The 26,784-nt window shown below is 51.0% G+C and carries 24 protein-coding genes; 10 read left to right on the top strand and 14 right to left on the bottom strand.

The genetic code is table 11. The annotated features are described in order from the left end of the window. Positions 1-167 precede the first annotated feature (167 nt). The gene (locus LZ24_RS11435) at positions 168-1,106 is read right to left on the bottom strand and encodes a hypothetical protein (RefSeq protein ID WP_144685438.1); all 939 of its coding nucleotides are present in this window, start codon (positions 1,104-1,106) and stop codon (positions 168-170) included. Positions 1,107-1,659: 553 nt separating this feature from the next. Here LZ24_RS11435 and LZ24_RS11430 point away from each other — a divergent pair. Genes LZ24_RS11430 through LZ24_RS11420 form a run of 3 tightly spaced genes read left to right on the top strand, consistent with a single transcriptional unit; the run spans position 1,660 to position 6,839 of the window. After that, positions 1,660-2,823, top strand: a complete 1,164-nt coding sequence (locus LZ24_RS11430; protein ID WP_186443095.1) for an indolepyruvate ferredoxin oxidoreductase subunit alpha — start codon at positions 1,660-1,662, stop codon at positions 2,821-2,823. Positions 2,824-2,883: 60 nt separating this feature from the next. Then, positions 2,884-4,014: an ABC transporter substrate-binding protein gene (locus LZ24_RS11425; RefSeq protein ID WP_144685436.1), complete on the top strand. Its 1,131-nt coding sequence runs from the start codon at positions 2,884-2,886 to the stop codon at positions 4,012-4,014. 23 nt (positions 4,015-4,037) lie between these two features. After that, positions 4,038-6,839, top strand: coding sequence for an ATP-binding protein (locus LZ24_RS11420; RefSeq protein ID WP_144685435.1), 2,802 nt, complete (start codon positions 4,038-4,040; stop codon positions 6,837-6,839). A gap of 93 nt (positions 6,840-6,932) precedes the next feature. Here the strand turns inward: LZ24_RS11420 and priA are convergent, their stop codons facing one another. After that, positions 6,933-9,329 (bottom strand): replication restart helicase PriA, encoded by a 2,397-nt coding sequence (gene priA, locus LZ24_RS11415; protein WP_144685434.1) that lies wholly within the window; start codon positions 9,327-9,329, stop codon positions 6,933-6,935. 301 nt (positions 9,330-9,630) lie between these two features. On the opposite strand from priA, the gene upp reads away from it, so the two are divergent. Together upp and LZ24_RS11405 are read left to right on the top strand one after the other, a co-directional pair. After that, the gene (upp, locus tag LZ24_RS11410; RefSeq protein WP_144685433.1) at positions 9,631-10,257 is read left to right on the top strand and encodes a uracil phosphoribosyltransferase; all 627 of its coding nucleotides are present in this window, start codon (positions 9,631-9,633) and stop codon (positions 10,255-10,257) included. 135 nt (positions 10,258-10,392) lie between these two features. Next, positions 10,393-11,628 carry a uracil-xanthine permease family protein gene (locus tag LZ24_RS11405; RefSeq protein ID WP_144685432.1) on the top strand — a complete coding sequence of 412 codons (1,236 nt, stop codon included), beginning with the start codon at positions 10,393-10,395 and terminating at the stop codon, positions 11,626-11,628. A 508-nt stretch (positions 11,629-12,136) separates the two neighbouring features. Here the strand turns inward: LZ24_RS11405 and LZ24_RS11400 are convergent. From LZ24_RS11400 to LZ24_RS17245, 4 genes are all read right to left on the bottom strand, one after another. Then, positions 12,137-13,411, bottom strand: a complete 1,275-nt coding sequence (locus LZ24_RS11400; protein ID WP_144685431.1) for a citrate synthase — start codon at positions 13,409-13,411, stop codon at positions 12,137-12,139. Between the two features lie 183 nt (positions 13,412-13,594). Continuing rightward, entirely contained in the window at positions 13,595-14,362 is a 768-nt protein-coding gene (locus tag LZ24_RS11395; protein WP_186443094.1) for an alpha/beta fold hydrolase, read from the bottom strand. Between the two features lie 76 nt (positions 14,363-14,438). Continuing rightward, positions 14,439-15,053, bottom strand: coding sequence for a GNAT family N-acetyltransferase (locus tag LZ24_RS11390; RefSeq protein WP_186443093.1), 615 nt, complete (start codon positions 15,051-15,053; stop codon positions 14,439-14,441). A gap of 1 nt (position 15,054) precedes the next feature. Beyond that, a complete protein-coding gene (locus LZ24_RS17245) occupies positions 15,055-15,510 on the bottom strand; it encodes a B-box zinc finger protein (protein WP_186443092.1) in 456 nt (151 codons plus the stop codon). 6 nt (positions 15,511-15,516) lie between these two features. Between LZ24_RS17245 and LZ24_RS17960 the strand changes: the two genes are divergently transcribed. Beyond that, positions 15,517-15,642 (top strand): hypothetical protein, encoded by a 126-nt coding sequence (locus LZ24_RS17960; RefSeq protein ID WP_281282287.1) that lies wholly within the window; start codon positions 15,517-15,519, stop codon positions 15,640-15,642. A 225-nt stretch (positions 15,643-15,867) separates the two neighbouring features. Here the strand turns inward: LZ24_RS17960 and LZ24_RS11385 are convergent, their stop codons facing one another. The 6 genes from LZ24_RS11385 to LZ24_RS11355 form a co-directional block, all read right to left on the bottom strand. Further along, positions 15,868-16,269: a putative signal transducing protein gene (locus LZ24_RS11385; protein WP_144685428.1), complete on the bottom strand. Its 402-nt coding sequence runs from the start codon at positions 16,267-16,269 to the stop codon at positions 15,868-15,870. A 1,182-nt stretch (positions 16,270-17,451) separates the two neighbouring features. Continuing rightward, positions 17,452-18,321, bottom strand: a complete 870-nt coding sequence (locus LZ24_RS11375; RefSeq protein WP_144685426.1) for a hypothetical protein — start codon at positions 18,319-18,321, stop codon at positions 17,452-17,454. A 172-nt stretch (positions 18,322-18,493) separates the two neighbouring features. Continuing rightward, the gene (locus tag LZ24_RS11370; protein ID WP_144685425.1) at positions 18,494-19,204 is read right to left on the bottom strand and encodes a class I SAM-dependent methyltransferase; all 711 of its coding nucleotides are present in this window, start codon (positions 19,202-19,204) and stop codon (positions 18,494-18,496) included. Next, complete coding sequence (locus tag LZ24_RS11365) at positions 19,191-20,438, bottom strand: glycosyltransferase family 4 protein (protein WP_144685424.1); 1,248 nt, start codon at positions 20,436-20,438, stop codon at positions 19,191-19,193. The genes LZ24_RS11370 and LZ24_RS11365 overlap by 14 nt, the downstream gene beginning before the upstream one ends. Positions 20,439-20,753: 315 nt before the next feature. After that, positions 20,754-21,263: a flagellar basal body-associated FliL family protein gene (locus LZ24_RS11360; protein ID WP_144685423.1), complete on the bottom strand. Its 510-nt coding sequence runs from the start codon at positions 21,261-21,263 to the stop codon at positions 20,754-20,756. Beyond that, positions 21,260-22,384: a hypothetical protein gene (locus tag LZ24_RS11355; protein ID WP_186443090.1), complete on the bottom strand. Its 1,125-nt coding sequence runs from the start codon at positions 22,382-22,384 to the stop codon at positions 21,260-21,262. The genes LZ24_RS11360 and LZ24_RS11355 overlap by 4 nt, the downstream gene beginning before the upstream one ends. Before the next feature lie 161 nt (positions 22,385-22,545). Between LZ24_RS11355 and LZ24_RS11350 the strand changes: the two genes are divergently transcribed. From LZ24_RS11350 to mnmH, 3 genes are read left to right on the top strand one after another with little or no spacing between them, the layout of a single operon-like run. Next, a complete protein-coding gene (locus tag LZ24_RS11350) occupies positions 22,546-22,929 on the top strand; it encodes a hypothetical protein (RefSeq protein WP_144685421.1) in 384 nt (127 codons plus the stop codon). After that, a complete protein-coding gene (locus LZ24_RS11345) occupies positions 22,926-23,468 on the top strand; it encodes a dihydrofolate reductase family protein (RefSeq protein WP_246118587.1) in 543 nt (180 codons plus the stop codon). Before LZ24_RS11350 ends, LZ24_RS11345 begins: the two co-directional genes overlap by 4 nt. After that, positions 23,458-24,702, top strand: a complete 1,245-nt coding sequence (mnmH, locus tag LZ24_RS11340) for a tRNA 2-selenouridine(34) synthase MnmH (RefSeq protein ID WP_186443089.1) — start codon at positions 23,458-23,460, stop codon at positions 24,700-24,702. The genes LZ24_RS11345 and mnmH overlap by 11 nt, the downstream gene beginning before the upstream one ends. Here the strand turns inward: mnmH and LZ24_RS11335 are convergent. Beyond that, on the bottom strand, positions 24,651-25,232 hold the full coding sequence (locus LZ24_RS11335; RefSeq protein ID WP_144685419.1) for a hypothetical protein: 582 nt from the start codon (positions 25,230-25,232) through the stop codon (positions 24,651-24,653). The two genes, mnmH and LZ24_RS11335, sit on opposite strands and share 52 nt — an antisense overlap. Positions 25,233-25,372: 140 nt before the next feature. On the opposite strand from LZ24_RS11335, the gene LZ24_RS11330 reads away from it, so the two are divergent. Beyond that, positions 25,373-26,251 carry a pyruvate, water dikinase regulatory protein gene (locus tag LZ24_RS11330; RefSeq protein WP_144685418.1) on the top strand — a complete coding sequence of 293 codons (879 nt, stop codon included), beginning with the start codon at positions 25,373-25,375 and terminating at the stop codon, positions 26,249-26,251. Here the strand turns inward: LZ24_RS11330 and LZ24_RS11325 are convergent. Further along, complete coding sequence (locus LZ24_RS11325) at positions 26,248-26,769, bottom strand: DUF84 family protein (RefSeq protein ID WP_186443088.1); 522 nt, start codon at positions 26,767-26,769, stop codon at positions 26,248-26,250. The genes LZ24_RS11330 and LZ24_RS11325 overlap by 4 nt on opposite strands. Positions 26,770-26,784: the final 15 nt, after the last annotated feature.

Below are 26,784 nucleotides of genomic sequence, written 5' to 3'. Positions count from 1 at the left end.
GCAAGGTGTTCATGTTGTTTTTTTGGGTGGCACAGTCCGGTACTTAAAGTACGCAAGTGGGATATGATAAAAATACGCATTATGTTTGTGTACCGGACTTTGGTTTTTGTTTTGTGCTCTGGCTAACCCGGCTGGGCAAGCCGGGTTAGCCAGATGGATCTTTGATATCAGTCTACAAATTCCACAATTGATCCCGTTGCATCTCTTTTTTGTCTGAGGAATTTCTGCAGATCAAAGTTGGCATCATCCACAAGTCTGCCCATATCCTCTTTTTTTATATCTCCATTGGGGTCATCAATGGCAGATTTTGGAATATTGTTTTTGCCATAAAGTCTTTCGTATATATCCAGATAGGTTCCATTATTTTTTATTATTTTAAGGCCTTCAAGAAATTTTTTTTCATAGTAAGAGCCTTTGGGGTCTTTTCCTTTAAAGGCCATGTATTGAGGCACAAAGACCCATGCATTCACAAATCCCCAGTTTTTCAGATCATCCGGCTTGTCACTGTTTATTACATAATAGGGGGTGACTCCCAGAACCTCGAATCCCAGTTTATACCTGTCACCCCTTACCATCATCAGGGTCTGTTCCGGAGAGTGGGTTCTGGAATCTACTTTTCCTTTGAAGCCTTCAGGGGTATAGGGATCGTATCCTCCATAACTTAATATTGAATAGTCAGGATTTATTTGTGAAAAATCGCTGACGGACTCCAGTGCTTTTATTTCTGATGCTGTTAAATTGGGTTTATAATACATAAGACCTATAGGTACATTCCAGTATACATGTTTTTTTACGTCGAGTTCTCTGTTTTTTTGTTCATCGGTCAGGGTTTCACCATCAGCACAAACGGCATATCTGCAGTCATAAAAATCTTTAATCGTTCTGAAAGGAGGGGTAATAACTATGTCGGCAGTGATACCAACGGCATTAAATGCCTCTTTGACCAACTCATTTTGAAAACCTGACTGATCCTGATTCTGATAGGGTGGATACTGATGACCTATAACGCTGACAACCTCACTGGCATGGATCGTGCTGTTAGGTACTGATAACAAAGCAAAAAACATTGCGATGAGAAAAAAAGTCAACCGGTTTGAATGCATCATGAATACCTCCCTGTTTGGATTCTGTACGAGTTATGGAATGTCTTAATCGAAAAGCGAAGGTGCTTTTCTGGGTTAAGATGAAAAGCTCGAAAGGAATATGGATCAGGAGATTGTGCATAAAAAATGGTAATGAGATATGAATAGAAGACCATGAAGCTGGGCCTGAGTCAAGGACAAATGTCTTGAAATAAGTAGTTTTTTTATTCTGATTTCTACCCTGGCTATGCCACAGCCTGCTGGTCAGGTTGTTGTCTGCCCCATGGCAAGCGGATTTTTTAATGCGGGCAGGCTTGAAGGCCTGCCCCTGTGAATGGTTTTTAAGGCCCTGTTTTTTGGGAACACCCTTTACGGGTGGCCGTTAATAATCGTAAAATCTGGTCATTTAATTTCATGGATTAGGGTTCGTATGGTTGAAAGACAGTGGTAATCAGATTTTTTACTATAATCTGGTAACAGGCTAAAGCAGCTGTAAAAGCAGGTCTTAAGGCCGGATATGGCTTTTTCAGATACCTTGGTCTGTGGCTGGTATTTTTATTTGGAAGGAAGGATCCGTATGGCAGATCCTGTGAACAAGGAAAAAGAAAGGTCTTTTGAAGAGGAAAACCTTTACCGTCGGCTTGCCCGGCATCTGGACCGGCAGCCCGGCGGTTTTCCCGAGACCCCCCATGGAGTGGAAATTCGCATTCTGAAGCTCCTTTTTGCACCGGAAGAGGCGGCACTGGCCCTGCATCTGAACCTTCTGGAGGAAAGGGCGGAGGTTCTGGCTTTCCGGGCGGGGATGCCGGGTGAGAAGGCGGCAGGGATGCTCGAATCCATGGCATCAAAGGGGCTGATTTTCCGTAGTGTAAAAAAGGACGGCATTCCCCGGTATATGGCTGCCCAGTTTATTGTGGGTATCTGGGAGCTGCAGGTGGGCCGCCTCAGCCTCGAGCTTGTGGAAGCCATGGAATCCTATGTTCCCTGGCTGGTGGATGCGGGGGCCTGGCAGAAGGCACCGCAGATGCGGGTGATTCCTGTTTCGGAAAGCATTGATGCGGATCTGCGGGTCATGACCTATGAAAAGGCCTTTGCCCTGATCGAAAACAAAAAAAGTTTTGTGGTGGCCCCCTGCATCTGTCGTCTGGAAATGGGGATGCAGCAGGCCGCCTGTGACAGGCCCCTTGAAACCTGTATTAACTTTGGTGAAGCCGATGATTATTATCGCTGGACCGGAGCGGGCCGGGAAGCCAGCCGGGAAGAGGTTAGGGAAATTCTTCAGTCGGCAAGCCGTGCAGGTCTTGTGTTGCAGCCCAGCAATGACAGGGAAGTGAAATGGATCTGTTGCTGTTGCGGCTGCTGCTGCGGTCTGCTGCGTACCTTCCGGCAGCTGGCAAATCCCGGCGAGGTGGTGGCATCCCCCTTTTATGCCCGTCTGGAGGACTCCCTCTGCACGGGCTGCGGGATCTGTCTCCGGCGCTGCCCCATGGGAGCCTTTTCCAAAGAGAAAAAAAGCGTTTATCTGGATAAAAAACGTTGCATCGGCTGTGGTCTCTGTGTGGATACCTGTCCGGTTTCTGCCCTTGGCCTTGTGAGAAAGGATGCCCCACCCCCGGTTCCTTCCCATATTGCCCTTGCCATGCTGAAACTTGCATGGAAGCGAAAAAAGCTGGATCTTTCAGGTTTTGTGAAGATGCTGGCGGCTTCTCTGGCAGATCGGTTGCGGACAAAGCTGTTTTAAGGACTGTGTCTGGCAGCGGCATTTGGAAAAAGCCGATAAAAACTGAAAGGAGATACCATCATGGGAAAGTCTTCTGCTTTTTTGCCCCTTGTTGTTGTGTTTTTCCTATTGGTTGCCGTACCCGTGCTGGCAGATGATCAGGAAATCAGAATCGCATCTGTTTTTGCCTTGAGCGGAGCAGCCAGTGCATCCAACCTGCATCAGGTTCAGGGGGTCCGTTATGCGGTTGAGGAGCTGAACAGTGCAGGGGGGCTTTTGGGGAAAAAGATTAAACTCATAGAAATTGATAACGGCAGCAGTGCCATTCTGTCGCGGCTTGCGGCTGAAAAAGCCGTTGATCAAAGGGTCCATGCCGTTATAGGGGCATCATGGAGTGATCACTCCATGGCGATGGCTCCTGTGCTTCAGAATGCGGGCATCCCGATGATAACACCCAATTCAACGAATCCTGCCATTACCCGGATCGGGGATTATATTTTCAGGGTCTGCTTTACGGATACCCTGCAGGGGCAGGTTCTTGCAAGGTTTGCCCTGGAAAAACTGGGAGCGGAAACAGCAGTAATTGTGCAGTGTATTGCATGTATCTACAGTATGGATCTTTCAGCATTTTTTTCTGAGGCCTTTACCAGAGGTAAGGGCAGGGTGCTTAATACTCTGGATTATAAAAGAGGTCAGAGTGATGCTGAATTCCATGAGATTCTGAAGAAGATTGGTGAAGATATTCCTGATCTGATTTTTATTTCCGGGCACAACGAAAGCGCCCGCATGATTAAGCAGGCCCAGAATCTCGGGCTAGGGAGTGCTTTTTTGGGAGGTGATGGCTGGGGCGCATGGAATTTCTGGGCGGTGGGTGGTCATGAAATAAGGAGTGGGTATTTTGCTTCTCACTGGTCACCGGAGATAGGCAGGGAGAAGGTGCGGGAATTCATGGACAGGTTTCAGAGGTTTTATTATGTGAATGAAAATGCAGCACTTGCTTATGACGCAACCATGCTTCTGGCAGATGCCATTGAAAGGGCCGGATCTCTGCAAAAGAAAAAGATAAGAAATGCCCTTGCTGCCACATCGGGCTTTGAAGGTGTAACGGGAATAATCACCATGGATGAAAACGGAGATCCTGAAAAAAAAGCTGTTGTGATTATGAAAATCAGACAGGGTAAAGCAAGCCTGCACTCTGTTATGGAAGAGTGAAACAGCTTCTGGAGGACTTTCTGATGATGATAAGGATAAGGCGGCTCCGGACGAGAATTAATCTTGCTATTGCTTTAACCTTCATCGTTATTGCCATTTTTTCCAGTGTTTGTCTGTGTTTTTATGAAACCCAGAGGAGGGCAGATTATGTTATGCGTCTGGCTGGCTTCCTTGAAGATCTTTTGTATAAACACAATGACCAGTTAAGTAATGAGGTTTTTTCGGGTCTCACCAAGGCTGCACAGGCGACTCTTTTTCAAATTTCTGAACGTCAGGATGTTCTTTCCGTGCTGGTTTTTGATGGTGAAGGCCGGTTTTTTACAGGAACCGGAAGCTTTTTGCCATCACCCCTTACGGCAGGGGAGACAGCCTTTCTGCTTAATGGGCCTGACTATATTGTCAGTAAAGAGGATGGCCTGCTTAAACTGACCTATACCGGAGTGCTGAAAGCCCATGGACTTCATGTTGGCTTCTGTCGCATTGAATATTCTCTGGGAAGCCTTCAGCGGGAAACAGAAACAATTGTTTTGATTTTTACAGTTGCCCTTGTCTCCCTTTTTTGTGTCATGTCCGGGCTTCTTAATCTGATGCTTTCACGTATGGTTGTAAGGCCTCTTCGTACCCTGAAGGACAGTATGGGGTGTATTGGTGAAGATCCGGGGGCTGACAATGCCGCAGAACTGTTGAACCAGCTGAGCAGCGCCCTTGAAGCCGGGGGCAGAGATTTTGAAGATATCCTGAAGAGCAGGGATGAAACAGGTTCTCTGGCAAGGGCTTTCAGGCGTATGCTGGTGTATCTGAGACAGGCCTGTGCGGATCTTTCCATTGCAGAGGAAAAATACCGGGGTATTTTTGAGAATGCGGCTGAAGGTATCTTTCAGGTGACACCGGACGGGCACATACAGACGGTGAATCCAGCGGTGTTGAATATTTTTGGCTTCTCTTCAAGGGAAGAACTGATAAAAGTGGCAGAGAAATTCGGTTCAGGGTGCTTTGCAAAACCAAAAGCCTGGGATTCTTTTCTGGGTGAGCTGAAGGCAAAGGGCAGGGTCAGGGATTTTCATGTAAAACTGAGAAAGCGTAATGGAAAAAATGTGTGGGTACGGATCAATGCCCATCATCTTATCAGCAGTGACGGTCCTCTTATAGAAGGTGTTATTCAGGACATTACGGAGCGTGTGGAAAAAGAAAAGGTGCAGCGTGAGCTGGAAGTCGCTGAGGCTGCAACAAGGGCAAAAAGTGCTTTTCTGGCCAGCATGAGCCATGAAATCCGCACCCCTATGAATATTGTACTTGGATTAACCCATCTCGCCTTGAAAACAGAGCTGACGGATCAGCAGAGGGATTATCTTGGCAAGATCCGGACAGCGGCCGCTAATCTTCTGGGCATCATCAATGATATCCTTGATTTTTCCAAGATTGAATCCGGCCACCTTGATTTTGAAGAAATACCCTTTGATCTTCATTCGGTACTTAAGGATCTTAAGGATCTCCATGCGGATAAATCCGCAGAGAAAGGTATTGATTTTGAAGTGTCCTGCCCCTCTCTGATCCCCAGATATCTCAAAGGAGATCCCCTCCGCCTTGGTCAGGTTCTGACCAATCTTACAGGGAATGCACTGAAATTTACCAAAAGAGGTCATGTCCGCGTGATTGTTGACTGTGGAGAGGATGACGGAATTTCTGTGGTATTGTGCTTCATGGTTCAGGATACGGGGGTTGGCATAACAGATGAGCAGTTAAAGGGACTTTTTACCCCTTTTGTTCAGGCCGATGTTTCCACAACACGTCAGTTTGGTGGTTCCGGGCTTGGCTTAAGTATTTCAAAGTCTCTTGTTGAAAGAATGGGAGGGGAGATAGGAGTAAGCAGCAGGCCGGGGCAGGGGAGTGAATTCTTTTTTACGGCCAGATTTGAAAAGCTTGATGAACCTGTGGATTCTGTTTTTGATCATAGGCCGTCTCGGGCTGAAACGGCAGCTCTGTCAGAGTGCGTGGATGGACTTACAGGGTACGTCCTTCTGGCAGAAGATAATCCCGTTAACCAGCAGATTGCCAAAGAAATTCTGGAAAGTTTCGGTCTTACTCCCGTTGTTGTGGAGAATGGACATGATGCGGTGGAAAAAGTCCGGGAAAAAGCGTTTGATCTTGTGCTTATGGATATTCAGATGCCAGGGATGGATGGTTATGAAGCAAGCCGGATGATAAGGAACATGGAAAAGGAAGGGAAGCTTTGTGTTACCACGGAGCGGCCTTTGCCGATTATAGCCATGACAGCCCATGCCATGGCTGGGGACAGGGAAAAATCCATGGCAGCGGGTATGGACGATCATATTTCAAAACCCATTGATTTTGATGAGCTGTACGGGATCCTTGTTCGCTGGCTTCCGGAGAATTCCTTAGCTGAAAGCATGGGAATTTTGAAAAAAAGAAAAAACGGAGACTTATTATCGGAAAATGATTCTTCAGAAGAGCTGCTGCCGGAACATCTGTCTGGTTTTGATATGACTGCAGGCCTGTCCAGGGTGATGGGAGATAAGGCTTTGTATCATTCTTTTTTAAAATATTTTTATGACGAGTATCAATACGCCCTTGAAGATGCTGACAAAGCCCTTGCTGACGGAGATCTGCAGCGGATTTCAGTATTGTTGCATAATATAAAAGGCGTTGCAGGCAATCTTGGCGGCGATGAGCTGTTCAGCTCCATCAGAAATCTGGAAAAGATACTGCGTTCTGCACCGGAGTATGGGGATAAAGATTTGAAGCAGGCCATGGAACATTTCAGGAAAATTTTCCAGCAAACCATGGATGCCCTTGAAAAAATATAAAATTTTTAAAGACCATATTCCGGAATGTAAGATATCCGGAATCTGCTCTTTCTCCCGGCATCCGGGCGGTTAAATGATGATCCATGAAGCCATCTAAAGCATGGCATAGGGGTCCACATCCATGAGCACCCTGACACCTGACACCTTAACGGAAACAGCCGCTTCTGCGCTTTCATTGAGGCAGAGACTGTCCGTTCCCATGAGAAGAATCTGATGGCGGAACTGACCTGCCATGCGGGCGATGGGGGACTGGGCAGGCCCTAAAATACGCACCCTTCCCGATGAGGCGGCCTTTGCCCTGTCTGCGGCTTTTGCTGCCGCTTCCTGAACCTTCTCTTCCTTTTCTCCTGAAATGCGGATCTGGATCATGCGGGAAAAGGGCGGATACCCCAGCATTCTGCGTGTGCCGATCTCTTCTCTGAAAAAGGCTTCACTGTCTTGAGAACAGGCAGTCTGTATGCTGTAATGATCCGGGTTGAAGGTCTGGAGGATGACCCTGCCCGAGAGATCCCCCCTGCCTGCCCGACCAGCCACCTGGGCCAGTGTCTGAAAATTGCGTTCGCTGGCCCGGAAGTCGGGAAAACTCAATCCCAGATCCGCATTGAGAATACCCACAAGGGTAATTCCCGGAAAATCATGGCCTTTGGCCACCATCTGGGTTCCCACAAGAATATCCACTTCCCGGCTGCGTATCTGGCGAAGCATGCGGATGAGCTGCCCCTTTTTAGCCGTTGTATCCTGATCCATACGCAGGATGCGGGCTTCGGGAAAAAGGTAGCGGGCTGCGGCTTCCACCTTTTCCGTTCCCATGCCCAAAACCCGGACTTCCGGCGCCCTGCATGAGGGGCAAAGGGGGCTGGAAGCCATGGAAAATCCGCAGAAATGGCAGAGAAAGGCGCTGGCTTTTCTGTGCAGGGTTAAAGAAATGTCGCAGTGGCGGCATTTGACAATCTCCCCGCAGCTGCCGCATACGGGAAAACCCGCATAGCCCCTTCTGTTTAAAAACAAAAGAACCTGCTCACCCTTTTCTAAAGCGGTTTTCATGGCTCCGTACAGGGGGCGGGAGATATAGCGTTCCACGCCTGCGGCATGTTTCATTTCCCTGAGATCCACAAGGGTGACGGCAGGCAGGGGGCGCTGGTTGACCCTGCGGGTGAGGCGGAGAAGGGTGAACCTGCCGTTGATGGCATTGGCATAACTCTGGATGGAGGGGGTGGCGGATCCTAAGAGAACGGCGCAGTTTTCCAGCTGTGCCCTGAGGATGGCCATGTCCCGGCCATTGTATCGAAGACCCGTATCCTGCTTGTAGGAGCCGTCATGCTCCTCATCCACAATAATGATGCCGGGGTTCAGAACAGGGGCGAAAACCGCAGATCTGGCTCCGATGACAACCTTCAGCTCCCCGGAAAGAATCCTTTCCCACTGGTCCAGCCTTTCTCCCTTGGAAAGCCCGCTGTGCAGTACCGCGACCCGTTCTCCGAAACGGGCACGGAAGCGTCCGGCTATCTGGGAGATCAGGGCAATTTCCGGCACCAGAACAATGGCGGGTTTTTCCTTTTTCAGGCAGGCGTCCACAAGGTGGAGGTAGATTTCCGTTTTTCCGGAACCCGTGACTCCATGGAGAAGAAAGCGGTGGAATCCCCCTTCCATGGCCGTGAGAACGGTCTGCACAACTTCTTTTTGTTCTTCATTGAGCTTAGGGGGAAGGTCGGCTTCCACCGTGTCTCCCAGAGGGTCCCTGAAAACCCGGACCTCCTCTTCAAGGATCAGCGCCTTTTCCTTCAGCCAGCGCAGGGCTGAGGCCGGGTTGCCCATCTCCTGCTGAATGATGGAGGTATCCGCAGGTCCGTTTTTTTTGAGCCATTCCCAGAGGGCAAGGCGTTTGGGTGTGATGGAAAGGGGGGGCTGTATCTCCGGTGCAATGGCGTAGCTTTTGCGGGTTTTGGCCTTTGCCTGCCTTTCCCTGAAGATCCTGCGGATTTCCACAAGGCCTTCTTTGCAGAGAAGATCCATGGTTTTTTTGGTGGTGCCGTGGTCCCGGAGCCGGATCTGCTGCAGGGAGAGGGGGGCGTTTTTCAAAAGCTGCAGTATGCTGAGCTGCGGATGGCTGGATTCGGCTTTTTCGCCTTCCGGGGTCAGGGCATACATGCTTTTGTCGGAAAGGTTGATGCCCGCAGGCAGAGCCGTGGAAAGGGTTTCTCCCGGCGGATGGTGGTAATAGGCGGCCATGCGCTGGTAAAAAGCAAGGTGCTCTGCAGGGAAAAAGGGGGCTTCATCCAGAACATCAAGGATGTCTGCAATACGGATGTCTTCGGGTGCATGGTCGGTGACTTTGATCACATACCCTGTGATTCTCCGTGGGCCGAGGGGAACCAGCACCCGGATACCCGGGAGGATACGATCCCTCAGGCCATGGGGAACACCATAGGTGAAAAGGGAAAAAAGGGGGGCATCCACAGCCACATGTATAAAAAAAGATTTGGATTCCATGATCTGTCCGTAAAAGGTGTTTCACATCAGAATCCGCTTGTAGCACCTTGGCATTGGTCAGGCAAGGCCGATGCTTTTGCCTTGACCGATGCCCTCGCTTCCTTTAATGTGTTTTGGATTCACTGCTTGAAAAAGCAATAAAATCCAATTGTTTCAGGTGTATGGCCTCTGGTCTGATCCCTTGCCCCCATGGTCCGGACAGTCTTCAGGGCAGGGGCTGTGCCGCAGGTGCAGGCTCTGGAAGCTGCCGGATTCTGCCTGTGATTTGGTAAAAAAAGATTCTTCCCCCAAGGAGGTTTGTATGGCTGTGTATGTGGCAGATCACCCTTTGATCAGGCACAAGCTGGGGCTGCTCCGGAAAAAGGAGCTGGCTACCAAAAATTTTCGGGCTGTTTCCAATGAGGTGGCAAGGCTTCTTACCTATGAGGCCACCAAGGATTTTGAGACGGAAAGCGTTACCGTAGACGGCTGGGCCGGTCCCGTAGAAGTGGATCAGATCAAGGGGAAAAAGGTGACGGTGGTTCCCATTCTGCGGGCAGGTCTTGGGATGATGGACGGGGTGCTGGATATGATTCCTTCTGCCAAGGTCAGTGTGGTGGGGCTGTACCGGGACGAGGAAACACTGGAGCCGGTGCATTATTATGTAAAGCTGGCTTCGGATATGGATAAGCGTATGGCCCTGATTCTGGATCCCATGCTGGCTACGGGCGGAACCCTCATTGAGACCGTCAGTCTTTTGAAAAAAGCCGGATGCACGCAGATCAGGGGGATTTTTCTGGTGGCGGCCCCCGAAGGCCTGAAACGCCTTGAAAAGGCGCACCCGGATGTGGATGTCTATGTGGCTGCCGTGGATGAGCGTCTGAATGACAAGGGCTATATTCTTCCGGGTCTGGGGGATGCAGGGGATAAGATTTTCGGAACCCGCTGAAGCGGGCACCCGTAAATGTTGCCCTGCATAAAACGGGGGCATAAAAAAACATTCACAGGGGCAGGTCTTGCGCCTGTTTGTATGAAAGCCTGCACCATGGGTGCTGGCAACTATATTTTCCAAGGAGCTTTATTTATGCAGGACAAAAATGACCCCACGGCCTACCGTTTTCAGGGCAAAGACGCCCTTATCGGTAGCCAGATGCTGTTTGTGGCCTTTGGTGCTTTGGTACTGGTACCGCTTCTCACGGGCCTTGATCCCAATGTGGCCCTGTTTACGGCAGGTGCAGGCACACTGATCTTTCAGTTGGTGACAAAGGGGAAGGTGCCGATTTTCCTTGCATCTTCCTTTGCCTTTATTGCTCCCATTTCCATTGGTACGGCCCAGTGGGGTGTGGCTGCCACCATGGGTGGGCTTGTGGCCGCTGGTTTTGTCTATATTCTTTTAAGCTTTCTCATCCGCTGGCAGGGAGTGGCCATTGTGCACCGTATTCTGCCGCCTGTGGTGACGGGGCCTGTAATTATGGTGATTGGTCTTATCCTTGCCCCCATTGCCGTGCAGATGGCAACGGGTGTGGCCAATCCCGATAATATTGTACCCAGAGGAACAGCCCTCACCGTTTCCATGGCAGCTCTGGCAACCACGGTACTGGTTTCTTTGCTGGGGCGAGGCATGTTTCGTCTGATTCCCATTTTCTGCGGTATTGTGGTGGGCTATTCTCTGGCCCTTTTTTATGGCCTTGTGGATTTTACACCCGTAAAAGAGGCTCCCTGGTTTGCCATTCCTTCCTTTACAGCCCCTGAATTTCATCTGGCTGCTATTTTGTTCATTATTCCCGTAGCCATTGCCCCTGCCATCGAGCATTTTGGAGACGTGCTGGCCATCGGTGCCATTACGGGCAAGGATTATCTGGAAGATCCTGGGGTTGAAAACACCATGCTGGGAGACGGCCTTGCCACAAGCTTTGCTTCCTTTCTCGGCGGACCTCCCAACACCACCTATTCGGAAGTAACCGGTGCCGTGGCACTGACCGGGGTGAAAAACGCAGGGGTCATGACCTGGGCGGCCATCTGTGCCATTCTCCTTGCCTTTGTGGGTAAGCTGGGGGCTCTGCTGGCCACCATTCCCGCCGTGGTCATGGGCGGGATCATGCTGCTTCTTTTCGGTGCCATCATGGTGGTAGGTCTGAACAGTCTGGTGCGTTCAGGGCTGGATCTCATGCAGAACCGCAATCTTGCCATTGTGGCGCTGATTCTGGTTTTTGGTATCGGTGGCATGAGCTTTTCTGCGGGGCAGTTTTCTCTGGAGGGTATCGGCCTTGCGGCCATTCTGGGGATTATGCTGAATCTTATTTTGCCCAGAGCAAGGTAGGTTGAGGCTGTTATACTCCAGATGCTCATATGTGAAACATCAGAAAATTGGATTGTTATTCTGATTTTTTTAATGAGACCCTCACCCCCCCGCACACAGGCAAAAGAAACCATGGCATTATAAAAAGCTATGCAGAAGGCCTGTGTGTCGGGCAGGCAACCCTCTGGCTTCGAGAACCTCAGCCACCACCCAAGGGGAGAGGGAGCCTTGAGGATGGCTGTTTTTCTCCCCTCTCCCTTCGGGAGAGGGGCCGGGGGTGAGGGAAGAAAGTAATAAAACCAAAATGTTCATCATTTTGTTTCAAAAATGATCGTGCGGAGTATATCATGCTTAAGAGCATTCTGGTTGTTTGCGAGTGACTTTGCAATCGTTTCGGATTGCGTCACAAGCAAATAACCAGAGTGCCTTCGTAAAAGTCTGGGAGGTGCTTTCGTTGTTCAAGGAAATATGGTGAATATTTACGGCATGTTCCGGCGGGATATATTTCTGCCGGAACATGCCTTTTTTGTTACCTTTCCATGATATCCTGGAAGGGATTCTGCGGAAGGCCGGTATAAATCTGCCTTGGACGGCTGATGCGCTGGGAAGGATCTTCCATGCTTTCCTTCCACTGGGCAATCCATCCGGGCAGACGGCCAATGGCAAACATTACGGGGAACATGTTGGTGGGAATGCGCATGGCCCTTAAGACAATGCCGGAATAAAAATCCACATTGGGATAGAGGTTGTGATCCACAAAGTAGGGATCTGTCAGGGCCACCTCTTCCAGCTTTTTGGCAATATCCAGCAGGGGGTCTTCGATTTTCAGTTTTTCAAGGATTTTATCGCACATCTTTTTGATTATTTTGGCCCTTGGGTCATAGGTTTTGTACACCCTGTGGCCGAAACCCATGAGGCGGAAGGGATCTTTTCTGTCCTTGGCCCTTCGGATAACCTCATCAATGGTAGCGCCTTCCTTGAGAATTTTTTCCAGCATTTCAATGACCGCCTGATTGGCTCCCCCGTGCAGGGGGCCCCAGAGGGCGGAAACGCCTGCTGCAATGGAAGCGTAAAGGGGGGCCTTGCTGGAGCCCACGACCCTTACGGCAGAAGTGGAACAGTTCTGCTCGTGGTCTGCGTGGAGGATGAGAAAGACATTGAGGGCACGTACCAGATCTTCATCCACAATATAGGGATGAACCGGGCTGTCGAACATCATATTGAGAAAGTTGGCACAGTAGGAGAGGTCGTGTCTGGGATAGACCACCTTTTCTCCCCTGGACATGCGGTAGGACATGGCCGCCATGGTGCGAACCTTGGAAAGCAGATAGAGGAAGTGGATGTTGATGTCTTCTTCCCCCATATCCGGATAGAAGCTTCTTAAAGCCATGATCATGCCGGAAAGGATGCCCATGGGGTGGGATGCTCTGGGGAAATTCTGGAAAAAGACCTGCATGCTTTCATGGATCAGGGAAAAATCATTGAGAAGCACACGGGTTCTGTTCAGCTCGTTAAGGGTGGGGAGGTGACCGTTGATGAGCAGATATGCCGTTTCAATGAAGGTGGCGTTTTCTGCCAGATCTTCGATGGGAATCCCCCTGTATCTGAGAATGCCCCTTTCTCCGTCCATGAAGGTGATGGCCGAAGCGCAGCTGCCTGTGTTGCCAAATCCCGGATCATAGGTAATATAACCGGTTTTCTGGCGAAGGGATGTAATATCAAAGGCTTTTTCGCCTTCTGTACCTACAATGACGGGAAGCTCGTACTCTTTTCCCTCTATGATCAGTTTTACGGTTTCGCTCATATATTTTCCTTATGTAAAAAGGTTGTGTGTGTTACGGAATCGGTAAAACCAGAACACAGGGCCTGCTTTGAGCTGGATAATATACGGCCTCGGGTCATGGGGGTCAAGGAAGGCTTTTTGTTTTTTGAGCGATCTCAGATCCCCATCCTTTTCCGGCGCAAAAAGGATGGGGAAGAAAAGGGCTTATTCCGGAGAGGAAATGAAATGTAAAATGGCCTGATTCACCGCCTCGGGTGTTTCCAGGGGAGAAAGATGGCCTGCTCCTTCAATGCATTCCATCAGGGAACCGGAGATATGCTCTTTGAGGTAGTGGCCGTATTTCACTGGAGAAAGCTGGTCATCGGATGCCGTAAGGATGAGCACGGGAGCTGTGATCCGGTGCAGCCGGTCCATGATGTCAAAGCCGTCGCAGGCCCTGAAGTCTTTGGTGATGGTGTCAGGATTATCAATGGATGCGGCATCCAGAAGGGGTTTTATGGTATCCGCTGGGGTGGACGGGGAAATACTGAGCTGTATCTGGAGATCTTTAAAATTTTTAAAATCCTTTTCAACCATTTCAAAAATCCCCGGATTGACCCGGAGTCTTGCCCCTGAATTGATGATGATACCACCGGAAAAGCAGGCGGAGTTTTCCGCAAGCAGGTTCAGCACAATGGCTCCGCCCATGGAAATGCCGCAGATAAAGGGCTTTTCAATTTTCATATGATCCAGAAATGCAGCAATGTGGGAGGCCTGGTCTGCAACGGAAGAACAGGCGGGCAGTGGCGATGCCCCCCGGCCGGGCAGGGTGATGGCAAAGCAGTTGGCCGCAGGATAAAGCCCTTCCATCTGCAGTTTCCAGAACCGGCCATCCAGACCTGCTCCGTGAATAAAGAGGAGGCTGGGTTTTTCCGGATTGAAGGGCGTTTTTCCCTGAAAAAAGACGAAAGGGGTTTTTTCTGTGGTTTGCATGGCAGGTATCCTTTCCTTGCGGTTTTTCTGAGCCGGTTTGCCCTGATTTTTTGATGGCAGGACAGATTCTTTTTTCTCAGGCCAGTAGCAGGGTTTTGACCATGCGCCGAACCCGCAGGCCGCCCAATAAAAGAGCCGCTGAAGAGATGCTTTCCTGCCCATAGCCCATGCGCTGATACAGGCGAAGTGCTGCGGCATTGGCCGATGACACATCCAGTGTGATGCGGTGTGCGCCGCAGCTTATCGCCCTTTCTTCGGCCATGGCAAGGAGTTTTGATCCTGTCCCCGTTCCCCGCAGCTTTTCCGATACGGCAATGGCCTGAAGATACCAGTCGTTCGGGTTGTGTATGGACATGGCTTTGAAAAGGGGAAGGGCGGTAAGGGCAAGAAGGCCCGCCCGCCAGATCTGTCTGCCTGCGGCCCTGCGTAGAACAGGGGAAAAATCGGCCATGGATGCCACCGCCATGCCGCTGAGCATGGCCACAGGTTCTCCCTCACATTCTGCCAGCAGGACATGTTCAAGGGAGAGGTCGTGGCCTGAAACCATGCTGGTCTGGGCAATAATATCCCCGTATCCGGAGCCGAACAGAAAATGCAGGAGGCCATCACTGGCCATGTTGAGGGCCTGTGCAAAGAAAAGGGCATCTTCCGGGCTGGCTTCGGCCCGGCGAAAATGGAGGGGAAACGTCATTTTAATCTCCTGTGTATCCACAAGCACCAGCCCTTGGAGAATTGACAACCGGAAGAAACATGTCTTCATCACACTCATGGTTTTGGGCACATTTTTTACACAGCCAGCCTGCATCCTCATACTGGCATTCCGTACAAATTACTGTAGCCGGTTTTTTGCCGCATTCATCACAGATGACAGCTGGGTCCGCGTTGCGGGACACAATCTGGATTTTTTTATTTCCTTCGGTGACACCTTTATATATTTCAACATTTTTGATGGTGAGTTCTGTCGTGTCACCGAAGTCATACATATAGGATAAGGAAAGACCGGGCTCAAAGATCTTGGAGATTGTTGATTTTATATTAATATCTTCCCCGTAGCCGTCGTAGGTAAAAGCGCTCAGATGTCCGCAGCATTCGAGCCATATGTTACGAAGGAAGGTGTCAAGATCTTCGAGCCGGGCATTTTCTTTCATGAGGATATGGAGAAAATAGTCCTGATTGTATGTGGCATGGATGTGGAGGTAAAAAACCCGCTTGGCTGTTCCATTGCCAGACGTTTTAAAATGCTTGCCCAGACAGTTTTTGATGTGTCTGGACATGCCTGAACGGGTATATTCTGAATTGCATATCTGACATTTTGATTTCATTTTGGTTTTTATCTCCTTTAAGTTTGGTATGGTAAGAGTTGATCGTTCATCATTAAATCATATTCACTCATATCAACCTTGTCATCCCATACCACAGCATCCCTGCCTTGTTCTTCTTTAAGGGCTCTGGAAAACGGGGATTTTTAATGCAGAAAACATCTTTTTTCACAGCTATGCCGCTGTTCAAAGCTTTTCGTTAAATTGTCCGCACTGCTTACATTTATACCCATGCTTGTAAAAGAATAATGGAAAGCCTATCAAAATGAAAACCAGAAAAGCCGGACGCTTCCCTTTGGTATGTGGGGACAAATCCGTACTGCCACAATGAGGGCAAACGTCCCTGCCTTCCTCAGCAGCGATTTCATTTTCTAATGACTGCGAGAAGTCAGTGTTCAGTATTTTATAAGCTTCATCTGCGTCTTTTTCTGCCACCATTAAGCGAACGCCACCAATGGCATTAGAATATAACCACTGAGCATTCACCGTATGCTCGTCTGCAATGCAGCTTTCTATGCCAGCGCTGTCAAGGCTGGCTTTGGCAATGTGAGCTTCATGGGGGAACGAAAATCTGCCAACGACAATCACATATGACTCCTTATGGTATCAGGTTACCGGGTTGATCCCTGCTTTCCTTTACACTTCAAACTCAGCCTTGAACCGGATGGTGCACTGCATAAAATCGAAATTGTCTTTTCATCGGATTTTCAACCTCCGTGAGAAGGGTTCGGCAATGTCATTATTTTAAAAGGGGGCTGATCACTTTTAAATTTTTGGGTTAAAAGGAAAGGGGTACCAATGGGTCTGGTTCAGTCTAAAAAACCATGAGCTTTGAAGAGAAAATTTTAGCCATGGAGCTGCTTTGGGATGATTGTTGCCGGGGTGGAGATATGGTGCTATCCCCCCAATGGCATGGGAGTGTCCTTGAAGAAAAGGAGGGGCTCCTTTGAAAAGGGAGAAGAAGCGTACATGGATTGAGAAGATGCAAAAAAATCCATAAGAAAAGAGTTTTCATGAAAGTCCGGATTTTTGATTCTGCCCGCAAAGAGTTGATGGAGGCTTACTTAAAAGTTCAAAACTCACTCGACAAAACCATCTCGTTTTTGGTTTTCTTCAAAAGAATCGACGCTTTATATGTTCCGAGTAAGCAATGAATCCATTCGTATCATTTCTATGAGAAGCAGGCAGGGGACTGTCCTTTTTTGGTGGTTACCTGCCTTCACGCACGAGGTGCACATGATCGTAATGAAGCGCAAGTTGTTTCCGTTGACACGTCCGTTGCAGGAATGGAATAGATTCTGTGCATTCTCGGAGTATGCTTGCAGGCGGGGAGGATGACCAAAACCTGCCAGCACCATGAAAGACACTTTGATTATATGGAACCAGAGTTTCCAGTCCATGCAATGTAGGGCGTCGGAATCCAGCCGGAGCAGTCAGATTCAAGGACTCCGGCCATGTTCCATACCAGGCAATGCCGCTGCAACCGGAACCCGACCAGCTCTGACCATGGGGGCAGCGCTGCCATTCCAGCTTGGTTTGGGTATCTCTAATAATGGCACCATTGCTCCCCTCCAAATCCTGAAACCGGGAACCCGCTGCCTGCACGATACCGCAACAAAGAAAACCATCAAAATCATTTGAAAAGCCAGCAGATTGTTTCTGAAATACGCCATCATCAGAGTCATGGCTTTTTTTTTCTATGTAAAAGATGTCCCCTTTTAGTTGGAGACCAGAAAGCGTGTCAAGGGTCTGCCCCCCTTTCCTTCTTTCTTAAAAACCATAGCTTAGGGAAATGTTCAGCTCCTGAAGATTGCCATTGAAGGGAATGCCGGAGTGTCTTTTGTCATCGGGTGCAAGACCTGGGGGCAGCTCACCCTTTTCGGCCATCCACTGCTGCCAGCTGTAGAGGATACCGGCACTCCAGGAGGGGCTGATCTGCTGGCGGACTCCGAGACGGAAGATGCGTCCTTCGCCTTCATTTTTGATGTCGGTCTCACTCATTTCAGCCCATTCGGAATTTCTTTCCGAGAATCTGGCATTGTGGAAAAGAAGGGAAGATTCCACGGAAAGATCCGGTCTTGGCTGGGCACGGAGATCCAGGCCGAACCACCAGCTGTTCCATTCGGAGAGAGCATTTTTATCCGGTGCAGGCTCCGCAGCAGGCGGCAGGGAACCATCCGGAGTCTGGCGGTGACCGTGATAGGAAAGGCCCATCATGGGAATCAGGGAGAGGCGCTGGTTGAGAAGATCCCACTGATAACCAATGCCTGCGGCCCAGTCCATGCGGTCCTGGTCTGTGCTGTAGAGATTCTTTTCTCCGAATTCAGGCGTATAGGGAAAGGAACTTCGGGTATTCTCCTGCTGTATGGAAGATTTGAAATGAAGTCTGTCCATGGTCATGCGCAGATCCATGCCCTGGGATTTACCTGGATTGCTTAGGTGCATGGCTTGATCCGCATGGCTCCAGTGAGGGGTCAGTAAGGCCTGATTGGTTTCACGCACATGAACCTGCATGGCAAGGGAAGGGGATTCCGTTCCGGGAAGAAGGGGCTCTCCGGCTATGGCCTGCACCGCTGCCAATATCAGGGATATCATGAGCGTCAGGCATAAAAGAATGGGAAGGATGCGGTGTTTTTTCATGTCTGTAAATCTTAATAAAGGCTGTCATGCCGCTCAGGGCAGAAAGCAGGACCATTCATGAAGCCCCGCTACCGTGAACGCCATCCTAACAATTCAGATGCCGGGATGCAAGCACCCCGGAACATAATTTTAATTTTCATCTGTTTTATAGGCAGCTTGTTTTTTTTTTATCTTATGGCTTACGAAAATACAGCACAAGGCTTTTTCCCATGAAAGGGTTGAGCATACGGTCCAGAAACCTTGTAAATAGTGGTTTTTCCATAATGTCCCAGACCAGAAAACGATGGTAAAGCTTTACCGCCGGGTGCTGATCATTGGTGGGGCCCACCAGACATTTCAGCCACCAGAAGGGGCTGTGCAAACCATGGGCGTAACCGTATCCTTTGTATTCAAGCCCCTGTGCCTTCAGCATACGGATCAGCTCATTTTTTTTATAAATGCGGACATGGCCCTGATTGGCATGGCTGTAGTCCTTTGCCAGCCACCAGCAGATTTTTTCCGGCCAGAAACGGGGGACACTGACCACCACATCGGCCCCCGGCTTTGCCACCCGGACCAGCTCCGCTGCTGCGGCCCTGTCGTTGGGGATATGTTCCATGACCTCAGAGCAGATGACCGCATCAAAGGCCTGATCCTTGAAAGGAAGCCTTGTGATGTCTGCCGTACTCAGTCCCCATGAGCCGCCACCGTGCCAGCCCATCATGTCATGGTTTTCAAGGCGTTCTCTGGCGGAAAGGAGATCTTTGTGGCAGAGGTCTGCGCCAATGGCCGTAACCCTTTCAAGGCCGTAGGCCGCTGCCGTATGGCGGCCGGGACCGCTGCCGATGTCGAGGATTTTCCAGCCCGGCTGTATGTTCATGCGACGGAAATCAACGGTAATCACGGATAACCTCCCTGTAAGTTTCTACGGTTTTTTCCGCAGCATTTTTCCATGTGAAATGTTCGTGTACCCGGTTGTATCCTGCTGCTCCGAGCTGTTTTCTTTTTTCAGGATCATCCAGAAGACTGCATATGGCCTTTGCCAGAGCATTGGAATTGCCCGGTGGTACGAGAAGGGCCGCATCTCCGGCTACTTCCGGAAGGGCACCGCCCGTGGTGGAGATCACCGGTGTGGCCGTGGCCATGGCTTCGCCCACGGGCAGGCCAAAACCCTCGTAAAGGGAAGGTACAACGGCGATGGATGCTTTGGCATATTCCCTGACAAACTGATGGTGATCAATTCTTCCCGTAAAATCGATGAGGTGGGCAATATTGAGTTTTTTGATCAGTTTCTCAATGCCTCCCTTTTCCTTGGCTTTGCCGATGACCGTAAGCCGCACGGAGTGGGTGAGGGACACCCGGTGCAGGGCCTCTAGCAGATGGTAGAGGCCCTTTAGGGGCATGTCCGCACTGTTGGTGACAATGAGCCGTCCCGGTTCTCTGGGGATGGCTGGCATGGGATGGAAAAGTTCCGTTGAAATGCCATTGGGAACAACGGAAAAACGGGAAGGATCAATGGCGTATTCCCGTGCAATATCCTTTTTGGAAAATTCACTTACCGTGATAATTTTGGGAAGTTTGCGGCTGACCCTCTTCTGCATGCCGATGAAGGAATACCAGCGCAGGTGCTTGAATTTTTTCCAGGGTGCCCGCACGCTGCGCACGGCCAGCCTGCGGTCCACCGTCATGGGATGGTGGATGGTGGCCACGGTGGGTATTTTCCGGCTGAGCTTTTCTATGCCATAGGAAAGGCTCTGGTTGTCGTGGATAATATCGTATTTATGGAGCTGGTCTTTCAGGTGGCGCACGGCCCGGAATCCGAAGGTGAAGGGTTCGGGATAGCCCATGGTGGAGGTACCGATCCATTCCATGAGGTTCACCGGATCCTTCAGTTCATCCAGACGGGGGGTTCTGAAAAGGGCTTCGGGATTGTAAAGATCCAGGGTTTCAACGGGAATCAGCCGGGCAGCGCCTTCAAGCAGGGGGTCCGGGGGGCCGGCCAGTACGTCCACTTCATGACCCAGTTCACAGAGGGCTTTGGCAAGGTTTCTTATGTATACTCCCTGTCCGCCGGAGTGGGGGTTGCTTCTGTAACTGATCATACATATGCGTAAGGGCTGGTTTGTTTTTTCTGACATGCCGACTCCCGGTCTTATGACTGAATAACGTAGAAATTTCCGGCAAAAAGAAGGTGCTGATTCCAGCACCTCTACCTGGAAAAATCCATTGGTAAAAGAGTCCCATATGATGATGGGACTTATTTCGTCAAGGCTTTTTGATGTGCAGGGCGACTTTCCTTTTCAGGGGAATCTTTTTTTTTGATGACTCCCCTGACGCAGTCACATTTTGATGGTCCATGGTGCGGGCGGGTATTTTCATGCGGTCAGACACAAGGGCTGCTCCTGTAAAACATGATGGAAAAAAACTTCTGGCTTCCCACTCTCTTTTTTTTTTCAAGGACTGTCAGGTCCGCCGCTGAGCCTGAAGTCTGTCAGATAAAGGTGCTGGATCTCCGATTCAATGTAGCGGTGCAGGATGGTATCCGTCACGGCCAGTACCCGCCCCTCATTGTTTTCAAGGTCCGCACGGGTATAGGGGGAAAGGGCGATGGTCAGGGCGTGGCGGATGCGGTCGGCTCTTCTCCGGATTTCTGTAATGCCGCTGTTGTTTCTGAAGCGGAAGGTCAGCTCCATGGCCATGAAGCTCCCGTCCGCAAGATTGGTTGCAAAGCGAAGTTCATAGCTGGGCAGATGGGCTGTTTCTTCCAGGGGGGGCTGGCTTCCCGGTTCAAAGAACATGCGCCGCTGCTGCTGGGTTTCCCAGTTGCCCCGTCTGGCCTCATAAATTTCTCCTAAGCCTGAGAACTGGTATTTCTGGTCATAGTAGGGTTTATACAAGGCAAGGCCGATGATGATCACAAGAAGAACGACCACGCCGATGCCGATTTGAATCTGCTTTTTCATGGTTCTTCTCCATTGGGAAACCCCAGAAAGGTGGCTTCAAAGGCAATGCAGAGGGTCTGGGCTCTGGGATTATCTTGATATATTTCCGATTCCATCTCCATGGGAAGGTCAAAGCCCCAGGACAGGCGTATTTCCCTTTCGTTTACAGCTTCTATTTCTGCGTAAAGCCTTTCATTGACAGGAAAGGGCTGAACATAGGGATTCTGTTCATCCACGGTTTTGTAATTGACAAGCCGGGTGAGCTCGGCCACAAAAACCGATTCCCAGCGCCAGAGCCGTGCATCACCTGATGCCCTTACCTTTTCAAAAACAGGAAAGGTGTCAAGGATGACCCCTGTACCGTCTTCCGTGAATGCGGCCCTGTGGCCTGCCTTCGTGTTCACGGATGCCTGCTGGTCCACCAGTGCCAGCAGGGCCTGATCATAAAAACGGACATAGAGGTGAAAGGGGGTGCCCGCCTGCATGCCGGGACGGTTGATCCGGCCTTTTTCTATCAGGATGTGTTTACCGTTTTCAAGCCTGAACTCAGGAGGGTGCACAAAATATTCACCCGGCGTCAGTTTTTGAGGGTAAGCAGGAAAATCCGTATCCGGTGCCTGAACACTTGCAATATAAACACTGAAATGATTGCTTTCAAAGGAAACGGTTTTATTTTTGATGTCTCTTTTTTTCAGGGGCATGGCTTTCCACTGCCCCGCAATGGGATCAAAGTAGCGGGCATGAACCCGATAATCATGGATGCTGCTGCCATCGGCAGTTTTTGCCGCGTAGGGCAGGGTAAGAATGGCAGGATTTTGAAAAAGAAGGCCGTGGGGAGCAAAGGCCACGGCAGGGCCTGCGGCTTTTTCCCCGGCTGGCAGGGGGGCCGGAAGGCTGGCAGGCCGGATTTCTATGGTCTCCGGGGAGGCAAGGGCATGGGCGGCAAGGGTGATGCCAGCATCGAAAATGCTGCTGCTTCTGTCGGTCACCTTTAAATCCCCCCCTCTGAAATCAAAGGTCATGGAGGCCTCGGGACGGGTTTTTGCGGGGGGCTGAGCCGGGGGCGTGTCTGTTTTTTCTTCCGTACAGCCCATGACGAAAAAAAGGCAGAGACACAGGGTGGATATTCTTAAAATATGCATGGCGGATTCTCCGGTAAAATACGGTGATGTTCTTTTTTCTTCCTGCATTTATAAAAGCAAGAAATATGCCCTGTATCTAAGCCGCTTGACCTTGCAACCCGTCTGACTTACATTCGGCCAGTTTTAAGAAAGATGATTTTACATCAAAGAGGAGGTCTGTGGTGGTGGATACGGTATTTACGGAAGAAGCGGTAAATCAGGCCTTTGAGCGTCTGCCCGAAGGCCTTTGCCGGAGGCTTGGAAAAATTCCTGCGCCGGAAAGGCTTTCCGTGCTGGAGGAAGCGGGCGTGCTGCCGGAGCGGATGGGGCCGGATATGGAGGAAGAGGATGTGCGGTCTCTGGACAAGGCCATCCGCTACAAGGATGCCCGGGTGCAACTGGTGCGCATGGTGCTCATGACCCGCATTAAAAATGATCTGGAAGACCCGGAGCCTGCCGAAGAGCTGGCAGCCTATATCTTTGACCGTCACCCCCTTGACGCTGTCCATGCGGCCTATGAAGAGCATTATCAGGGAAAACCCCTGCCCGTACCGGTCCATGCATGAAAACTGAAACAGGCATACGGGTGAGTCTTGTCATGGCACGGACCCTGGACGGCAGGACAGCCCGCAGCCTTAACGATCCGCTGGACTGGACGGAGGCAGCGGACAAGGCACATTTTTCAGCCCTTACCCGGCGCATGGGCCTTGTTCTCATGGGTTCAAAAACCTTTGATGCCATGGGAGGTCCCCTTCCGGGCCGGAAAAATGTGGTTTTTACCCGTTTTCCAGAATCCCGTGTTTCTGTCTCAGGCGATCTTGCATTCACATCGGGTTCCGTAGATGCGGTTCTGGATGGTCTTGCCGCAGAAGGATACGGGGAGGCGGCCCTGATCGGTGGCAGCCGCCTGAATACGGCCTTTGCAAAGGCAGGGCGCATCCATGAACTTTTTGTGACCGTCTCCCCTTTGATTTTTGGGGCAGGTCCCGGACTTTTTTCTGAGCATATTCCCATGGATCTTTTGCTTGTGAATGCAGAACCTCTGGGCTTCGGGTCTCTGCTTCTCCACTACAGGGTGCGCCATGGAGGCTGTCATGATGCCTGAAACAAAACCCTGTGACCAGCAGGAAGAGCTGGCCCTTTTGTGCAGGCGCATTCAGGATCTGGACCTGCCGGAGCTGAGGCAGGATCTCATTGCACCGGAGGTCAGGGATATTTCCCGAAAGTCCTTTGGAGAAATGCTGCGCCGCCACCTTTGCCACGGCAATGCGGATTGTCTGGTTCTGGATGTCCGTTCCGAGTCAGAATATGAAAAAGATGCCATTCCCGTAGCCCTTTCCATGCCCATTCTCAATGACAGGGAGCGCCATGAGGTGGGACTTTTGTACAGAAGGCACAATCACAGGACGGCAATGCGCTACGCCTTTTATCTGGCAAAGGAAAAGGAAGCCCTTTATGTGGAAAGGGTGCGGGCACTGAGTCAGGGCAGACCCCTTGTGCTTTACTGCTGGCGGGGAGGGGGCCGGAGCCGTTATGCGGCAGGCCTTCTGGCAAGGCACGGGTTTTCTGTTATGCGTCTTGAAGGGGGGCATAAGGGTTTCCGCAGGGGGGTGTATCAGCTTCTCTATCATGGGGATTTTACCCTCTGGCCCCTTTCCGGTGCTACGGGGTGTGGTAAATCGCAGGTGCTGGAGCTTTTGGCTGCACATTTTCCCCATGTTCCGGTTTTGCATCTGGAGGCTGCCGCTGGCCATGCGGCTTCGGTTTTCGGGCACATCCGCTTTGCGGAAAAGGGAAAAAGTACCGTGGTGGATCAGCAGGCCTTTGAAATGCGGCTTTATCTTTTTCTGCTGGCCCATCGGGCAGAAGATGGCAGTTTTCCTGTTTTTGTTACGGAAATGGAAAGCCGGAAGATCGGTCCTGTGCAGGTACCTCCGGCCCTTTTCAGGGCATTGGAAAAAGGCCCCCACATTCGTCTGGAAGCTTCCATGGAAGCCCGTGTGGCAAGGCTTAAGCGGGAATACTTTGGTGCAGATGGAGGGGGTGTGGCTGCTGTCCGCCATGCACTGGGATTTCTCACAAGGCGGCTTGGAGGAAACCGGGTCCGGCAGTGGCAGGCCCTGCTGGATCAGGGGGAAGTGGATGCTTTTCTGAAGGAGATTCTGGAAGAATATTATGATAGGGGGTACGGGGAAGAAAGATCTTTGCCTGCAAAGGTTTTGTGCAGTGATGATATCCTGACCACCACGGAGGTGGTGGCCGGATTATGGGAAAAGGCTTATGGGGATCAGGGGGATTCCGCCGGGGGCGTCTGGGGGGATTCACCGCTGTCCGTCTGAATCCGGTGGATGCGGATCACGTCATGGATGGCAGGCGTATCCGCACAGAGCCTCGTTATGAGATCCAGCCTTGTCATGCTCTGGAAGCGGCCATCCTCACTGCGGGGGGCGTACTCAAGGATATGCACCCATTCGTTGTCCACACTGATGACTTCGCCGCACATGGCCGTGAGTCCGGCCATCTCATTGAGAAAGGCCGCCGTGCCGAAGCGCTGCTGGATGTCCTCGATGAGAAGCCTCAGGGAACCCAGCCGCAGTTCCGGCACCTCAAAGGGGGTACGCAGCCGGGCCAGTTTCATGACGGTCCGGGTGTCCCGGGTTTCCCAGAGGAGGTCTGTAATGTCATCGGCGTAAAAGACGCTGATGCCATTGTAACGCCCTGTGCTGTCGTATTCCGTCACCTGAACGAGGGTGTCGGAAAGGGCACGGATCTGGCCGAGGATGGGGCTTTCGGAAAAGTGACGCCTTCCGATTTCCACCACATCCTGATTTTTTTTAAAATGTTTCAGTTTTTCTAGGATCATGCCCATACTGGCCTCCGTGTCCGAGTGTTAAAAAAACACTGTACCCATAGTCGAGTTCCTCTGCCTTGTCAAAAGATCTGAGGAACAATACAGGAACATCGTCAGGAAGTCTTTGGATTTTTTGAATATACCCGAAAGGAGATTTCATGCCTGGTGGAGAGCTTACGACCATGACCCGGCAGGGGGCCCCTGTCTATGTCCTGTCCTGCGGACAGGGAATTAATGGCGAGCAGATGGTGCGTTCCGCACTGGTGCAGTTTCCCGGTGTGCGCAGCAAGGTTATACGTGTACCCCATGTCCATGATGCCCATCAGATCCATGAGGCCCTTGAGAGGGTGGTCGGGGAAAAGGGGGTTGTGGTCCATACCATTGTGGATCCGGGGCTGCGGGAACTGCTGATCTGTGAATGTGAGCAGATGGATATTCCCTGTGTGGATTTCATGGGGCCTGTGCTGGATATGATGCAGCAGCATTTCGGGGATGCGCCCCTGTGTGAGCCGGGACGCTACCGCAAGTTCAATCAGGTGAACATGGACAGGGTAACGGCCATTGAATTTGCCGTGGCCCATGATGACGGACTCAACCCCCAGGATCTGGGCAAGGCGGAAATTGTGCTGGTGGGCCTTTCCCGTTCAGGTAAAACGCCTTTGAGCATGTACCTTTCCGTCCATGGCTGGAAGGTGGCCAATGTGCCCATTGTGATAGGCATCCCTCTGCCTTCCGAGCTGATGGCCATCAACCGCAAACGCATTGTGGCCCTTTACATTGATCCTGAACAACTGGCTGCCCACAGGCAGATCCGCAGAAAGCGGCTGGGGCTCACCGATGACATGGCCTATTCCGGGGTGAAGGAGGTGTACCGGGAAGTGGATGCCGTGCGGGAGCTGTACCGCCGCCATGGTTTTTCCACCATCAATGTGAGCAACAAGCCCATTGAATCCAGTGCCGAAGAGGTGATAGCCATCATAGAAAAGCGCTTTCCCGAAGGGGCCCACAAGCAGGGGAAACGGAAGGTGGAGCCTTAGCAAAGCGCCGCCAGTGCCATGTGGATGGCGGGTTTGGTGTAATCCATGCGGGTGACGGCATTGCCGGTAAGGATGCCGATGAGCCCTTCGCTGTAGCCGATGCGGGGGTTTTTGCTGAAGCCTGCGGCCTGTACCGCCGCATCCAGTTCCAGTCCTTCTTCGCTGACAAGGCGGCTGATTTCGGTGGGCAGTTCAAAGGCAGGACCAAGGCCCGTGAAATATTCCCGGCCATTATAGAATACGCAGGCCGTAAGGTTCATGAAGCCCGTGCGGGTCAGGGGAACGGGAACAATGCCCGATTCAATGCCCACACCCATAAAAATGCCTTCATGCCATACGGCCTTTGCCCGGTTTCTGGCACCGGTGAGGGTGCTTTCAAAGCCCCTTGGCTGATCCGGTACACCGGAGGGCGCATTTTCACAGCTCACATGGATGGAGGAAAAGCGGCCGGATTCTTTCAGGGCCTGAATCAGGGCTTCTTTTTTCACGGGATTGAGGGAGCCTAAACAGAAATGCATGTTTTTTCCTTGAAG

This window comes from Desulfobotulus alkaliphilus (genome assembly GCF_007830435.1).
GTDB lineage: Bacteria > Desulfobacterota > Desulfobacteria > Desulfobacterales > ASO4-4 > Desulfobotulus > Desulfobotulus alkaliphilus.
Note: the sequence above shows the minus strand (reverse complement) of the source record. Positions and strands in the feature narration are given on the sequence as shown.

Excerpts from the sequence above, each read along its gene's own strand:
- LZ24_RS11435 (WP_144685438.1), bottom strand. The coding sequence starts at position 1,106 with ATGATGCATTCAAACCGGTTGACTTTTTTTCTCATCGCAATGTTTTTT.
- LZ24_RS11430 (WP_186443095.1), top strand. The coding sequence starts at position 1,660 with ATGGCAGATCCTGTGAACAAGGAAAAAGAAAGGTCTTTTGAAGAGGAA.
- LZ24_RS11425 (WP_144685436.1), top strand. The coding sequence starts at position 2,884 with ATGGGAAAGTCTTCTGCTTTTTTGCCCCTTGTTGTTGTGTTTTTCCTA.
- LZ24_RS11420 (WP_144685435.1), top strand. The coding sequence starts at position 4,038 with ATGATGATAAGGATAAGGCGGCTCCGGACGAGAATTAATCTTGCTATT.
- priA (WP_144685434.1), bottom strand. The coding sequence starts at position 9,329 with ATGGAATCCAAATCTTTTTTTATACATGTGGCTGTGGATGCCCCCCTT.
- upp (WP_144685433.1), top strand. The coding sequence starts at position 9,631 with ATGGCTGTGTATGTGGCAGATCACCCTTTGATCAGGCACAAGCTGGGG.
- LZ24_RS11405 (WP_144685432.1), top strand. The coding sequence starts at position 10,393 with ATGCAGGACAAAAATGACCCCACGGCCTACCGTTTTCAGGGCAAAGAC.
- LZ24_RS11400 (WP_144685431.1), bottom strand. The coding sequence starts at position 13,411 with ATGAGCGAAACCGTAAAACTGATCATAGAGGGAAAAGAGTACGAGCTT.
- LZ24_RS11395 (WP_186443094.1), bottom strand. The coding sequence starts at position 14,362 with ATGCAAACCACAGAAAAAACCCCTTTCGTCTTTTTTCAGGGAAAAACG.
- LZ24_RS11390 (WP_186443093.1), bottom strand. The coding sequence starts at position 15,053 with ATGACGTTTCCCCTCCATTTTCGCCGGGCCGAAGCCAGCCCGGAAGAT.
- LZ24_RS17245 (WP_186443092.1), bottom strand. The coding sequence starts at position 15,510 with ATGAAAGAAAATGCCCGGCTCGAAGATCTTGACACCTTCCTTCGTAAC.
- LZ24_RS17960 (WP_281282287.1), top strand. The coding sequence starts at position 15,517 with ATGGAGAAAATAGTCCTGATTGTATGTGGCATGGATGTGGAGGTAAAA.
- LZ24_RS11375 (WP_144685426.1), bottom strand. The coding sequence starts at position 18,321 with ATGAAAAAACACCGCATCCTTCCCATTCTTTTATGCCTGACGCTCATG.
- LZ24_RS11365 (WP_144685424.1), bottom strand. The coding sequence starts at position 20,438 with ATGTCAGAAAAAACAAACCAGCCCTTACGCATATGTATGATCAGTTAC.
- LZ24_RS11360 (WP_144685423.1), bottom strand. The coding sequence starts at position 21,263 with ATGAAAAAGCAGATTCAAATCGGCATCGGCGTGGTCGTTCTTCTTGTG.
- LZ24_RS11355 (WP_186443090.1), bottom strand. The coding sequence starts at position 22,384 with ATGCATATTTTAAGAATATCCACCCTGTGTCTCTGCCTTTTTTTCGTC.
- LZ24_RS11345 (WP_246118587.1), top strand. The coding sequence starts at position 22,926 with ATGAAAACTGAAACAGGCATACGGGTGAGTCTTGTCATGGCACGGACC.
- mnmH (WP_186443089.1), top strand. The coding sequence starts at position 23,458 with ATGATGCCTGAAACAAAACCCTGTGACCAGCAGGAAGAGCTGGCCCTT.
- LZ24_RS11335 (WP_144685419.1), bottom strand. The coding sequence starts at position 25,232 with ATGGGCATGATCCTAGAAAAACTGAAACATTTTAAAAAAAATCAGGAT.
- LZ24_RS11330 (WP_144685418.1), top strand. The coding sequence starts at position 25,373 with ATGCCTGGTGGAGAGCTTACGACCATGACCCGGCAGGGGGCCCCTGTC.
- LZ24_RS11325 (WP_186443088.1), bottom strand. The coding sequence starts at position 26,769 with ATGCATTTCTGTTTAGGCTCCCTCAATCCCGTGAAAAAAGAAGCCCTG.